Origin of the sequence: Flavobacterium sp., assembly GCF_965277525.1 — a bacterium.
In the GTDB taxonomy this organism is placed as follows: Bacteria; Bacteroidota; Bacteroidia; order Flavobacteriales; family Flavobacteriaceae; genus Flavobacterium.
In genome coordinates, this window is record NZ_CBDIDC010000005.1 from 772,889 (window position 1) to 786,036 (window position 13,148).

Annotated in this window: 14 protein-coding genes; all 14 read left to right on the plus strand. The window is 35.4% G+C overall.

The window, feature by feature from the left end:
- Position 1: 1 nt before the first annotated feature.
- Positions 2-1,750 (plus strand): aspartate--tRNA ligase, encoded by a 1,749-nt coding sequence (gene aspS, locus ACQY44_RS11690; RefSeq protein WP_428230530.1) that lies wholly within the window; start codon positions 2-4, stop codon positions 1,748-1,750.
- Positions 1,751-2,131: 381 nt separating this feature from the next.
- Positions 2,132-2,326, plus strand: a complete 195-nt coding sequence (locus ACQY44_RS11695) for a cold-shock protein (protein WP_007137066.1) — start codon at positions 2,132-2,134, stop codon at positions 2,324-2,326.
- A 242-nt stretch (positions 2,327-2,568) separates the two neighbouring features.
- The gene (locus ACQY44_RS11700; RefSeq protein ID WP_428230531.1) at positions 2,569-2,934 is read left to right on the plus strand and encodes an NADH-quinone oxidoreductase subunit A; all 366 of its coding nucleotides are present in this window, start codon (positions 2,569-2,571) and stop codon (positions 2,932-2,934) included.
- A 163-nt stretch (positions 2,935-3,097) separates the two neighbouring features.
- On the plus strand, positions 3,098-3,646 hold the full coding sequence (locus ACQY44_RS11705) for an NADH-quinone oxidoreductase subunit B (RefSeq protein ID WP_072955467.1): 549 nt from the start codon (positions 3,098-3,100) through the stop codon (positions 3,644-3,646).
- A 1-nt stretch (position 3,647) separates the two neighbouring features.
- A complete protein-coding gene (locus ACQY44_RS11710; RefSeq protein WP_428230532.1) occupies positions 3,648-4,169 on the plus strand; it encodes an NADH-quinone oxidoreductase subunit C in 522 nt (173 codons plus the stop codon).
- A 25-nt stretch (positions 4,170-4,194) separates the two neighbouring features.
- Complete coding sequence (locus tag ACQY44_RS11715) at positions 4,195-5,433, plus strand: NADH-quinone oxidoreductase subunit D (protein WP_428230533.1); 1,239 nt, start codon at positions 4,195-4,197, stop codon at positions 5,431-5,433.
- 155 nt (positions 5,434-5,588) lie between these two features.
- Positions 5,589-6,119, plus strand: coding sequence for a complex I 24 kDa subunit family protein (locus tag ACQY44_RS11720; RefSeq protein WP_428230534.1), 531 nt, complete (start codon positions 5,589-5,591; stop codon positions 6,117-6,119).
- 1 nt (position 6,120) lies between these two features.
- Entirely contained in the window at positions 6,121-7,491 is a 1,371-nt protein-coding gene (nuoF, locus tag ACQY44_RS11725; RefSeq protein WP_428230535.1) for an NADH-quinone oxidoreductase subunit NuoF, read from the plus strand.
- 96 nt (positions 7,492-7,587) lie between these two features.
- Positions 7,588-8,619: a 2Fe-2S iron-sulfur cluster-binding protein gene (locus tag ACQY44_RS11730; RefSeq protein WP_428230536.1), complete on the plus strand. Its 1,032-nt coding sequence runs from the start codon at positions 7,588-7,590 to the stop codon at positions 8,617-8,619.
- A gap of 2 nt (positions 8,620-8,621) precedes the next feature.
- Positions 8,622-9,677 carry an NADH-quinone oxidoreductase subunit NuoH gene (nuoH, locus tag ACQY44_RS11735; RefSeq protein WP_428230537.1) on the plus strand — a complete coding sequence of 352 codons (1,056 nt, stop codon included), beginning with the start codon at positions 8,622-8,624 and terminating at the stop codon, positions 9,675-9,677.
- 172 nt (positions 9,678-9,849) lie between these two features.
- A complete protein-coding gene (locus ACQY44_RS11740; protein ID WP_375030770.1) occupies positions 9,850-10,395 on the plus strand; it encodes a NuoI/complex I 23 kDa subunit family protein in 546 nt (181 codons plus the stop codon).
- Complete coding sequence (locus ACQY44_RS11745) at positions 10,396-10,935, plus strand: NADH-quinone oxidoreductase subunit J family protein (RefSeq protein ID WP_428230538.1); 540 nt, start codon at positions 10,396-10,398, stop codon at positions 10,933-10,935.
- The gene (gene nuoK, locus ACQY44_RS11750; RefSeq protein ID WP_017494599.1) at positions 10,935-11,255 is read left to right on the plus strand and encodes an NADH-quinone oxidoreductase subunit NuoK; all 321 of its coding nucleotides are present in this window, start codon (positions 10,935-10,937) and stop codon (positions 11,253-11,255) included. Before ACQY44_RS11745 ends, nuoK begins: the two co-directional genes overlap by 1 nt.
- Positions 11,256-11,261: 6 nt before the next feature.
- On the plus strand, positions 11,262-13,145 hold the full coding sequence (gene nuoL / locus ACQY44_RS11755) for an NADH-quinone oxidoreductase subunit L (RefSeq protein WP_428230539.1): 1,884 nt from the start codon (positions 11,262-11,264) through the stop codon (positions 13,143-13,145).
- The last annotated feature ends 3 nt before the right edge of the window (positions 13,146-13,148 follow it).

A 13,148-nucleotide genomic window follows, 5' to 3' on the forward strand; every position in this document is an offset into this window, starting at 1 on the left:
CATGTATAGAAGTCATAATTGTGGTGAATTAAACGCCTCAAATATTAATACGGAAGTTACACTAGCGGGTTGGGTTCAAAAATCACGCGATAAAGGATTTATGAATTGGGTTGATTTACGCGACCGTTACGGAATTACACAACTGCTTTTCAACGATAAAACAGATACGTTAATTTTTGAAAAAGCTAAAACCTTAGGACGTGAATTTGTAATACAGGTTGAAGGAAAAGTAATAGAAAGAGAGTCTAAAAACCCAAATATTCCAACTGGTGACATCGAAATATTTGTTACAAAACTAACTATACTTAACGAATCCTTAACGCCTCCATTCATTATTGAAGATAAAACCGATGGTGGTGAAGATGTACGAATGAAGTATCGTTACTTGGATATCCGTAGAAATCCAGTTAAGGAAAACTTATTATTCCGTCATAAAGTAGCAATGGAAGTTCGTAAATACTTATCAGATTTAGATTTTTGTGAAGTTGAAACGCCTTACTTAATCAAATCGACTCCCGAAGGAGCGAGAGATTTCGTTGTACCAAGCCGTATGAACGAAGGACAGTTTTATGCATTGCCACAATCGCCACAAACTTTCAAACAATTATTGATGGTGGGTGGAATGGATAAATATTTCCAGATCGTAAAATGTTTCCGTGATGAGGATTTACGTGCAGACCGTCAGCCTGAGTTTACACAAATCGATTGCGAAATGGCATTTGTGGAACAAGAAGACATTTTGAATGTTTTTGAAGGATTGACCAGACATTTACTAAAAGAAATTAAAGGTATCGAAGTAGAGAAATTCCCTAGAATTACCTACGACTATGCCATGAAAACATACGGAAATGACAAACCGGACATTCGTTTTGGAATGGAATTTGGCGAATTAAACGAATTTGCACAACATAAAGATTTCCCTGTATTCAATACTGCCGAATTAGTAGTAGGAATTGCAGTACCGGGAGCAGGAAATTATACCCGTAAAGAAATTGACGGATTGATTGACTGGGTAAAACGTCCGCAAGTTGGAGCATCAGGAATGGTGTATGCAAAATGCAATGACGACGGAACTTATAAATCATCTGTAGATAAATTTTACGATCAGGACGATTTAGGACAATGGGCAAAAATTACAGGAGCAAAACCTGGCGATATGATTTTTGTGCTTTCCGGACCGGCTAACAAAACACGTGCACAACTTTCAGCACTTCGTATGGAATTAGCAACGCGTTTAGGGCTGCGTAATCCTGACGTATTTGCTCCGTTATGGGTAATTGATTTCCCATTATTAGAACTAGATGAAGAAAGTGGTCGTTATCATGCAATGCACCACCCGTTTACATCTCCAAAACCGGAAGACATGGCTTTATTGGAAACTGAACCTGGAAAAGTTCGTGCCAATGCTTATGATATGGTTTTGAACGGAAATGAAATTGGCGGAGGATCGATTCGTATTCACGATAAAGCAACGCAACAATTAATGTTTAAGTATTTAGGCTTTACCGAAGAAGAAGCAAAAGCTCAATTTGGATTCTTAATGGATGCTTTTCAGTTTGGAGCACCACCTCACGGAGGATTAGCATTTGGTCTTGACAGATTAGTAGCTATTTTAGGAGGTCAGGAAACCATCAGAGATTTTATCGCATTCCCAAAAAACAATTCAGGACGCGATGTGATGATCGATGCACCAGCTACAATTGATGATGCTCAACTGAAAGAATTGCACATCAAAATTGATTCAATCTAAATTTTGATTTTTTTGAAATAAGAAACTGCAACTAAAATTTAGTTGCAGTTTTTTTTTACATTTTACTATTTTTTAAACTAAAAATGATATCCATAAAAAAGGCCAGCCCAATAAATACAAGTATTCTCTCACATAACCGAATGTTATTTAAACCGGTTTCGCTAAATTTACAATTTTTTTGTAAACCATAAGCTACTTTTTTAACATTTATTTTTACAATTAATGATTCTTAAATAAAATACTTCCATATCAAAATTGATGCAATATAAATAGCGAAAACACTGTGAATCAATAATTTTTACAAAAAATTAACAGCTTATTGTCTTTTGTATGAATTTATATATTACATTTGCTTCATTATAAATTATTATTACAATTACAATGCGTACAGGTACAGTAAAATTTTTCAATGAATCTAAAGGTTATGGATTCATTACAGACGAAGAAACAGGAAAAGATATCTTCGTTCACGCTTCAGGAATTAACGCGGAAGAATTACGCGAAGGTGACCGTGTAAGCTACGAAGAAGAAGAAGGAAGAAAAGGGAAAGTTGCTGCTAAAGTAGCAGTAATCTAAGAAAAATATAGCAATTTATTTTTTTTGCCTCTGAATGGTTTAAAAACGTTTCGATTAATTTCGAGACGTTTTTTTTTGCTCAAATCTTAAAAAAAACTTAAAAAACGACATTGTTATTTATAATCGATAAAAATTACCAGTAAACCCCCTTGAACACCATACTTAAATCATTTTTTAGTTTGTGATTTACAGAGTTGAAAGTTATCTTTGTGACTTATTCTTTAAGTAAAAAACCTAAGTTTATGCAATCTGATCAATACAGTTACATTCCTATTTTAATGCAAGCAATTTTAGCAATTGGTTTTGTAGTAGGAACAATTATTATTTCTGGAAAATTAGGGCCAAAAAGAACCTCTGATGTTAAAGATAAAAACTTTGAGTGTGGTATCGAATCTGTTGGTAATGCCCGTGTTCCTTTTTCAGTAAAATATTTCTTAGTTGCTATTTTGTTTGTATTGTTTGACGTAGAGGTAATTTTCCTTTATCCTTGGGCAGCAAACTTCAAAGAATTGGGAATAGAAGGAATGCTAAAGATGATTGTATTCATGTTACTTCTTTTAGTTGGCTTTTTCTACATCATCAAGAAAAAAGCATTAGAGTGGGAATAAAGAAATTTTAGATTTCAAATTTTTAGATTTTAGATTGAATTGATTTAGAATTTTGGATTTGAAAAATAAATTTCTCAAAATATAATATTGATTTTTTTAAATTGATTTCGGTTTTCACGATTTGCAAAAATCTAAAATCAGAAATCAGAAATCTAAAATAAAAATGAGCGATTCAAAAGTAAATATGGTTGCCCCTCCTGAAGGTGTTGTTGGTGAAGGTTTTTTCGCCACAAAACTAAATGATGTTGTAGGTATGGCACGTGCGAATTCTCTTTGGCCATTACCGTTTGCAACTTCTTGTTGCGGAATCGAGTTTATGGCAACAATGGCTTCACACTACGATTTAGCACGTTTTGGATCTGAACGTGTGAGTTTTTCTCCTCGTCAGGCAGATATGTTATTAGTAATGGGAACTATTTCTAAAAAAATGGCACCTATTTTAAGACAAGTTTACGAACAAATGGCAGAACCTCGCTGGGTGATTGCCGTTGGAGCTTGTGCTTCATCAGGTGGAATTTTCGATACCTATTCCGTTTTACAAGGAATTGACAAAGTAATACCTGTTGACGTTTATGTACCAGGATGCCCACCAAGACCCGAACAAATAGTAGATGGAGTAATGAAACTTCAGGAATTGGTAAGAAGCGAATCTGTTAGACGCAGAAGTTCTCCAGAATACCAAGAATTACTAGCTTCATATAACATTTCATAAGATGGCTTTAGAAAATACCCTGATCCAAGATAAACTTACAGAAACATTTAATACAAGTGTTTTTAACTTCCAAGAAGAAAGAGATGTTTTTTCGATAGAAACTACTGCTGATAAAATCACAGCTTTAATTCTTTTTTTGAAAAACGATTCTGATTTACGTTTTCATTTCTTAACAGACTTATGCGGAGTTCACTATCCAGATAACGAGATAGATCGTCAATATGCGATAGTGTATCATTTGCACAACTGGTACGAAAACAAACGCATCAGAATAAAAGTTTTTCTTAATGGTGAAAAACCGGAAATAAAAACCATTTCGAATATTTTCTTAAGTTCAAACTGGATGGAAAGAGAAACATACGATTTCTTCGGAGTTAACTTCATTGGACACCCGCAGTTGAAACGTATTTTGAACATGGATGAAATGATATCCTTCCCGATGCGAAAAGAATTCCCAATGGAAGACAGCGGAAGAACTGACAAAGATGACAGATTCTTCGGAAGAACACCAACAAATTGCTAAAAAATAAATAATTCAACATTATAAAATGTCAGAACTATTATTACCACCAGAGCATCGTTATGCTAAAATCGTTAAGGATAAACTAAACGAAGACGGAAGCGAGCTTTCAGTACTGAATTTAGGTCCAACACACCCCGCTACTCACGGTATTTTTCAAAATATCCTGTTAATGGACGGTGAAAGAATTCTTGAGGCTGAACCAACCATTGGTTACATCCATAGAGCTTTTGAGAAAATTGCCGAAAATCGTCCTTTCTATCAAATTACACCACTGACAGACCGTATGAACTACTGCTCATCTCCTATCAACAATATGGGATGGTGGATGACCTTAGAGAAATTATTAAATATTGAAGTACCTAAACGTGCCCAGTATTTAAGAGTTATCGTAATGGAATTGGCTCGTATTACAGATCACTTAATTTGTAACTCTATTTTAGGTGTTGATACTGGTGCCTATACAGGTTTCTTATATGTGTTTCAATTCAGAGAAAAAGTTTACGAGATTTACGAAGAAATTTGTGGTGCTCGTTTAACAACAAATATGGGAAGAATTGGTGGTTTCGAAAGAGATTGGTCACCAGAAGCTTTCCGCAAACTTGATGTGTTTTTAACAGATTTCCCTGTTGCCTGGCAAGAATTTGTAAACCTATTCGAAAGAAACAGAATTTTCCTTGACAGAACCGTAGATGTAGGTGCGATCTCAGCAGAGCAAGCAATGGCTTACGGATTTACAGGTCCCAACCTGCGTGCTGCAGGAGTTGATTACGATGTTCGTGTTGCACACCCTTATTCTTCTTACGAAGATTTTGATTTTATTGTTCCTGTTGGAAAATCAGGTGATACTTACGATCGTTTTTGTGTTCGTAATGCTGAAGTTTGGGAAAGTTTAAGCATTATTCGTCAAGCATTAGAAAAAATGCCTGCAGGAAACGAATATCATGCAGAAGTTCCTGATTATTACCTTCCTCCAAAAGAAGATGTTTACACATCAATGGAATCTTTAATTTATCATTTTAAGATTGTCATGGGAGAAGTTCCCGTACCGGTTGCAGAAATTTATCATGCTGTTGAAGGCGGAAACGGAGAATTAGGATTTTATTTAGTTACTGACGGAAGCAGAACTCCATATAGATTGCATTTTAGAAGACCTTGTTTTATTTATTACCAGGCATATCCTGAAATGATCAAAGGCTCTTTATTATCTGATGCAATTGTAATTCTATCAAGTTTAAATGTTATTGCAGGAGAATTAGACGCATAAAGATTGTATAGCTTTTAGAGTTTAGATTGAAAAATATAAGATCTAAAATCAGAAATCTAAAGTAAAAAAAGATTGCAGAATGTAGATTATAGGTTGCAGATTGAAAAATCTAAAATCTATCCCGATAGCTATCGGGATTAAAATCCAAAATAAAAATGGAACGTAAACATTACAAACAAGAAATAAACATGACTGAGGCATTGATGAACCGCATCAATGAATTGATTAGTCATTATCCTGAAGACAAAAGAAAATCAGCTTTACTGCCTGTTTTGCACGAAGTGCAGGATGCTCATGATAACTGGTTAAGTATCGAGCTGCAGGATAAAGTTGCTGAAATCCTACATATAAAACCAATTGAGGTTTACGAAGTGGTTACTTTTTATACCATGTACAACCAAAAACCAATTGGAAAATACATGTTCGAATTCTGCCAGACTTCTTGTTGTTGTTTGAATGGTGCCGAAAATTTAATGGATTATACTTCTGAAAAATTAGGTATTAAAATGGGAGAAACAACTCCGGACGGAATGTTTACCATTGCCGGTGTAGAATGTCTTGGTGCTTGCGGATATGCTCCGATGATGCAGTTGGGAGATTTCTACAAAGAAAAATTAACAGAAGACAAAATCGATCAGTTAATCGCTGATTGTAGAGATGATAAAATAATATTACACGATAAATAAGATGTCACAGAAAATATTATTAGATAAAATCAATGTTCCTGGTATCAAAACCTATGAAGTATATCGCCAAAATGGTGGTTATGCATCGGTAGAAAAAGCTTTAAAAACACTTACACCGGATGAAGTTGTTGAAGAAGTAAAAAAATCGGGGCTTCGTGGTCGTGGTGGTGCTGGTTTCCCGGCAGGAATGAAATGGAGTTTTATTGATAAAAAATCAGGAAAACCAAGACACTTAGTTTGCAACGCCGATGAGTCTGAACCCGGAACTTTCAAAGATCGTTATTTGATGGAATTTATTCCTCACTTATTGATCGAAGGAATGATTACATCAAGTTTTGCCTTAGGCGCTAATCTGTCATATATCTACATTCGTGGAGAATATATGTGGGTTTTCAAAATATTAGAAAGAGCAATCGCCGAAGCTAAAGCTGCCGGTTGGTTAGGAAAAAATATATTAGGTACAGGTTACGATTTAGAGTTACATGTTCACTGTGGAGCCGGAGCTTATATCTGTGGAGAAGAAACTGCCCTTATTGAGTCATTAGAGGGCAAAAGAGGAAATCCTCGTATCAAACCACCGTTCCCGGCTGTTTCTGGACTTTGGGCAAATCCTACCGTAGTAAACAATGTTGAAACTATCGCCACTGTGCCATGGATCATCAACAACTCCGGTGATGATTATGCTAAAATTGGTATTGGTCGTTCAACAGGAACTAAATTAATTTCTGCTTCGGGACACATAAAAAACCCTGGCGTTTACGAAATTGAATTAGGTTTAAGCGTTGATGAATTTATGAATTCAGACGAATACTTAGGAGGAATGTCTTCCAGCAGACCTTTGAAAGCATTTGTTCCGGGAGGATCTTCAGTACCAATTTTACCAGCTGAATTGATTTTTAAAACAGCAAATGGTGAAGACAGATTAATGTCTTATGAATCTTTAAGTGATGGTGGTTTTGCCACCGGATCGATGTTAGGTTCAGGAGGATTTATTGTTTACAATGATACATCTTGTATCGTTAGAAACACCTGGAATTTTTCTCGTTTCTATCACCACGAATCTTGCGGACAATGTACACCATGTCGTGAAGGAACAGGTTGGTTAGAAAAAATATTGCATAGAATAGAAAACGGTTTAGGCCGTGAAGAGGATATCGAGTTATTATGGAGCATTCAAAGTAAAATCGAGGGTAATACTATTTGCCCGCTTGGTGACGCAGCAGCCTGGCCAGTAGCAGCAGCAATTCGTCATTTTAGAGATGAGTTTGAATATCATGTTCGTTTCCCGGAAAAAATAAAAAATAGAGACCATTTTGTTGCCGAGCCTTTTTCACAAGTGAAACACTTAGTAGGCGGTAAAGTAATAGTATAGTCAAAAGTTTAAATAGTTTCAAGTTTCAAGTTTTTTTAGTTTCAAGTCCAACAACCTGAAACTTTAAACCTGAAACTAAAAAAACAAAACAAAGAGATGAAAGTAACCATAGACGGTCAAAGTATAGACGTAGAGCCAGGAACAACAATCCTGCAGGCTGCACGTATGATTGGTGGAGATTTGGTACCGCCAGCCATGTGCTATTACTCAAAATTAAAAGGTAGCGGTGGAAAATGCCGTTGTTGCTTAGTTGAAGTTGCAAAAGGAAGTGAAGCTGACCCAAGACCAATGCCAAAATTGATGGCATCTTGTGTAACAGGATGTATGGACGGAATGGAAGTGAACAGTAAATCGTCGGCTCGTGTAACCGAAGCCCGTAAATCTGTAACTGAGTTTCTATTAATCAACCACCCATTAGACTGCCCAATTTGTGATCAGGCTGGTGAGTGCGATTTACAAAACTTAAGTTTTGAACACGGAAATCCTAAATCCCGTTTTATTGAAGAAAAAAGAACATTTGAACCAGAAGATATTGGTCCACATATTCAACTACATATGAACCGTTGTATTTTATGTCAAAGATGTGTACAAGTTGCAGATCAACTGACAGACAACAGAGTTCATGGAGTATTAGATCGTGGTGATCACGCTAATATTTCAACAGGTATCTCAAAAGCAATTGACAATGAGTTCTCGGGAAATATGATAGACGTTTGTCCTGTTGGAGCATTGACAGACAAAACTTTCCGTTTTAAATCGAGAGTTTGGTTCAACAAACCTTACAATGCGCACAGAGAATGTACTACTCCTGGATGTTGCGGAAAAACAACTGTCTGGATGTTTGGAGGAGAAATTCAACGTGTTACCGGTCGTAAAGATGAGTATCATGAAGTAGAAGAATTCATCTGCAACAGTTGTCGTTTTGACCACAAAAATGTCAGTGACTGGGTTATTGAAGGACCTAGAGAATTTGAAAAAGATTCTGTTATCAATCAAAATAACTACACTCAAAAATTAGAGAAAGTAGAAATCGACACAGAGAAAAACATCCTTTTAGGGAGAGATATTGACCGTAAAAAAATTAGTATGGCTGAAATTCCATTAAACCCTAACAACCAAAATTCTTAGCCATGGTAGATGGAACATTTATTATAGAAAAAAGTGTTGTAATTGTAGTGGTTTTTGCCATAACAATGATTATGGCAATGTATTCTACCTGGGCTGAACGTAAAGTTGCAGCTTATCTTCAGGATCGTGTAGGACCTAACCGTGCCGGATGGGGTGGATTATTACAACCTCTTGCTGATGGTATGAAATTATTCTCGAAAGAAGAATTTTTCCCAAATACACCTAACAAATTTTTATTCGTTGTAGGACCGGCAATCGCCATGAGTACAGCCTTAATGACAAGTGCAGTAATTCCCTGGGGAGACAGATTACATGTTTTTGGCCGTGACGTTCTTTTACAAGCAACCGATATTAACATTGGAATACTATACATTTTTGGAGTACTTTCAGTAGGAGTTTACGGCATCATGATTGGTGGATGGGCCTCTAACAATAAGTTTTCATTAATGGGAGCTATTCGTGCTGCCTCACAAATGGTTTCATACGAAATTGCCATGGGATTATCCATGATCGCTTTATTGATGATGACCGGAACTTTAAGCTTAAGAGAAATTTCTGAGCAACAAGCCGGAATGAACTGGAATGTTTTTTATCAGCCTTTATCTTTCTTGATTTTCTTAATTTGTTCATTTGCGGAAACAAACAGAACTCCTTTTGACTTAGCAGAATGTGAAAGCGAATTAATTGGAGGTTATCATACAGAGTATTCCTCCATGAAAATGGGATTCTATTTATTTGCTGAGTACGCAAGTATGTTTATCTCTGCTACAATTATTTCTGTATTATTTTTTGGAGGATATAACTATCCCGGAATGAGCTGGATGCTAGAACATGCAGGTGTAAATGCAGCTAATCTATTAGGAATCGCAGTATTGTTTGTTAAAATATGTTTCTTCATATTTTTCTATATGTGGGTACGTTGGACCATTCCGAGATTTAGATATGACCAATTAATGAATTTAGGATGGAGAATTTTAATTCCACTTTCGATCATTAATATTATGATTACCGGAGCTGTTATTTTAAGACACGATATTGCAGCATCTTTAGGATTCTAAGAACCGCAAAGCCTAGCCCTGACAAAAGATACATCCTTTAATTTTTTTCTTTAAAAAAATTAAAATGTAAAAAATAAGCAGTCCGGATAGCTATCGGAAAGCTTCAAATAAAAATAAAACAGATTTGATTTGTTTAAATACAAATAGTGAATCGTAAATTATACATTAAAAAATGTCAATAGAAACTATATCATTATCGGGTAGAAAAAAGATGGTCTCTAATAAAGAGATGACTTTTTGGGAGCGATTGTATCTTGTGGCGATTGTGAAAGGATTGCTAATCACACTTAAACACTTATTCAGAAAAAAGGTGACGATTCACTATCCTGAGCAAGTGCGTGAGATGAGTCCTGTTTATCGTGGACAACACCAGTTGAAACGTGATGAGCAAGGTCGTGAAAACTGTACCGCTTGTGGATTATGTGCTTTATCATGTCCTGCTGAAGCTATCACAATGAAAGCTGCTGAACGTAAAGCGGATGAGAAACATTTGTACAGAGAAGAAAAATATGCTTCGATATACGAAATCAATATGTTACGTTGTATTTTTTGTGGTTTATGCGAAGAAGCCTGTCCGAAAGACGCCATTTATTTGACGACTTCGAAAGTTTTGGTTCCTTCTAGCTATGAAAGAGAAGATTTCATTTTTGGAAAAGACAGATTAGTGATGCCTCTTGACGTGGCGATCAAAAATGCTCAACTTAATAATGCTAACTAAATGATACATATTCCTGATTTTGCACACGCAACAACTGTACAAATTATATTTTGTTTCTTAGCGTTTATTACGGTAATTACCGCTTTCCTCACCATCTTTAGCAGAAACCCAATTCACAGTGCTATTTACTTAGTCATTTGTTTTTTCTCGATTGCTGGCCACTATTTATTATTAAACGCTCAATTCCTGGCTGTAGTACATATTATAGTCTACTCAGGAGCGATTATGATTTTGTTCCTGTTTACGATCATGTTAATGAATTTGAATGAACAACGAGAAGTACACCGACCTAGAATTACACGTTTAGGAGCAATAGTTTCTTTCTGTTTAATTTGTATTGTATTGATTGCCATTTTTATCAACTCTAAACCAATTGTGGGTGAATACGATTCAACTGGCGAAGATTTTCAGTCGATTCAGGTATTGGGTAAAATATTATTGAACGAATATATGGTTCCCTTTGAATTCGCTTCGATCTTGCTTTTGGTAGCGATGATTGGAACTGTACTATTGTCTAAAAAAGAAAAATTAAATAAATAATGGGTAATATATTAAATCAAATAGGTATTGAAAACTACATCTTTTTAAGTGTTGTGCTTTTCTGTATTGGTATTTTTGGTGTATTGTACAGACGAAATGCTATTATCGTTTTCATGTCTATCGAAATCATGTTGAATGCTGTTAACCTTTTATTTGTTGCTTTTTCAACTTATCATCAAGATGCTCAGGGACAAGTATTTGTATTCTTCTCTATGGCAGTTGCAGCTGCAGAAGTTGCAGTAGGATTAGCTATTTTAGTTTCGATCTTTAGAAATTTAGGTTCGATTAGTATCGATAATTTAAAAAATTTAAAAGGATAAATGGAAATGGATACCAATTTAGCTTTAGTTTTAGTATTAGCTCCTTTTTTAGGATTTTTAATCAATGTTTTCTTTGGGAAAAGCTTAGGAAAAACAGTTTCCGGAATTATCGGGACGGCTGCTGTAGTAGTTTCTTTTGCTGTTACGCTTTTCTTTTTTAATCAAATCAGCCAGACAAGACAAGCCATTCAAATTACCTTATTTGACTGGATTCAAATCAGTAACTTACATATTAACCTTGGATTTTTATTAGATCAATTGTCTTTACTTTGGTTACTTTTTGTAACCGGTATCGGATCATTGATTCACTTATACTCTATTAGCTATATGCACGATGATGAAAATATGCACAAGTTTTTTGCGTATTTGAATCTGTTCATTTTCTTCATGATTACGCTTGTAATAGGAAGTAACTTATTAGTTTTATTTATTGGCTGGGAAGGCGTTGGTCTTTGTTCGTACTTATTAATCGGGTTCTGGTACAAAAACCAGGATTATAATGATGCTGCGAAAAAAGCTTTCATTATGAACAGAATTGGAGATTTAGGTTTATTAATCGGAATGTTCATTATTGGTTCAATGTTCTCTACTTTAGATTATGCAACATTAAAAACTGCAATTGCCGGAGCAACCAACTTAAATATACCGTTGCTTTCATTAGCTGCTTTATGTTTATTTATCGGAGCTTGTGGTAAATCTGCACAAATTCCATTATACACCTGGTTACCTGATGCGATGGCTGGACCAACTCCGGTTTCTGCATTGATTCACGCTGCAACAATGGTTACAGCTGGTATCTTTATGGTAACAAGACTAAACTTTGTATTTGATTTAGCTCCGGATGTTCAAACTGTTATTGCTGTTATTGGAGCTATCACTTCATTAGTTGCTGCAACAATTGGTTTGGTTCAGACTGATATTAAAAAAGTATTGGCCTACTCTACTGTTTCACAATTAGGATTAATGTTCCTGGCTTTAGGATTTGGTGCTTATGAAGTAGCAGTATTTCACGTAATCACTCACGCTTTCTTCAAAGCTTGTTTGTTCTTAGGATCAGGATCTGTTATTCACGGTTTGCACGGTGAACAGGATATGCGTAAAATGGGTGGTTTGCGTAAAGCAATGCCAATCACTTTCTGGACGATGCTGATTTCATCATTGGCTATTTCAGGTGTTCCGTTTTTCTCAGGTTTCTTCTCTAAAGATGAAATTTTATTAACGGCTTTTGAGCACAGTATCCCTCTATATGTTGTTGGATCTGTGGCATCTATCATGACAGCATTTTATATGTTCAGGTTAATGTTCCTTACTTTCTTTAAAGATTTTAGAGGTACAGAAGAACAAAAACATCATTTACACGAAAGTGACGGATTGATTACTTTCCCTTTGATCGTTTTAGCAATTCTGGCTACTTTTGGCGGAATCATTAGCTTACCTGGAAATAGTTGGTTAAATGAATATTTAGCTCCACTTTTCACGAAAGTGGCAGGCGAAGAACATCATTTAGGAACAACAGAATATACTTTGATGGGAGTTGCTGTTTTAGGTGGATTATTAGGTATTTTAATTGCTTATATTAAATATTTCAAACAAGATAATGTTCCGGAAACAGATGAAAACATTACAGGTCTAACCAAAGTTTTGTATAACAAATATTATGTAGACGAAGCTTACGATGCTCTATTTGTTCGTTCTATTAACGGATTATCAAGATTTTTCAGAGACTATATTGAGACTGGTTTATCAGCTCTTGTTTTTGGATTAGGAAAAGTAACCAATGAAATCGCTTTTCAGGGTAAAAAATTACAAAACGGAAGTATCGGATTATACCTTTTTGCTTTTGTTTTAGGTCTTTGCGCCATTGTTTCCTACATATTTTTAGCTAAATAATTT

Bases quoted from the DNA above. Each gene is read 5' to 3' on its own strand.
- nuoK (WP_017494599.1), top strand. From the start codon at position 10,935: ATGGGTAATATATTAAATCAAATAGGTATTGAAAACTACATCTTTTTA.
- ACQY44_RS11705 (WP_072955467.1), top strand. From the start codon at position 3,098: ATGAGCGATTCAAAAGTAAATATGGTTGCCCCTCCTGAAGGTGTTGTT.
- aspS (WP_428230530.1), top strand. From the start codon at position 2: ATGTATAGAAGTCATAATTGTGGTGAATTAAACGCCTCAAATATTAAT.
- nuoL (WP_428230539.1), top strand. From the start codon at position 11,262: ATGGATACCAATTTAGCTTTAGTTTTAGTATTAGCTCCTTTTTTAGGA.
- ACQY44_RS11720 (WP_428230534.1), top strand. From the start codon at position 5,589: ATGGAACGTAAACATTACAAACAAGAAATAAACATGACTGAGGCATTG.
- nuoH (WP_428230537.1), top strand. From the start codon at position 8,622: ATGGTAGATGGAACATTTATTATAGAAAAAAGTGTTGTAATTGTAGTG.
- ACQY44_RS11730 (WP_428230536.1), top strand. From the start codon at position 7,588: ATGAAAGTAACCATAGACGGTCAAAGTATAGACGTAGAGCCAGGAACA.
- ACQY44_RS11745 (WP_428230538.1), top strand. From the start codon at position 10,396: ATGATACATATTCCTGATTTTGCACACGCAACAACTGTACAAATTATA.
- nuoF (WP_428230535.1), top strand. From the start codon at position 6,121: ATGTCACAGAAAATATTATTAGATAAAATCAATGTTCCTGGTATCAAA.
- ACQY44_RS11695 (WP_007137066.1), top strand. From the start codon at position 2,132: ATGCGTACAGGTACAGTAAAATTTTTCAATGAATCTAAAGGTTATGGA.
- ACQY44_RS11715 (WP_428230533.1), top strand. From the start codon at position 4,195: ATGTCAGAACTATTATTACCACCAGAGCATCGTTATGCTAAAATCGTT.
- ACQY44_RS11710 (WP_428230532.1), top strand. From the start codon at position 3,648: ATGGCTTTAGAAAATACCCTGATCCAAGATAAACTTACAGAAACATTT.
- ACQY44_RS11700 (WP_428230531.1), top strand. From the start codon at position 2,569: ATGCAATCTGATCAATACAGTTACATTCCTATTTTAATGCAAGCAATT.
- ACQY44_RS11740 (WP_375030770.1), top strand. From the start codon at position 9,850: ATGTCAATAGAAACTATATCATTATCGGGTAGAAAAAAGATGGTCTCT.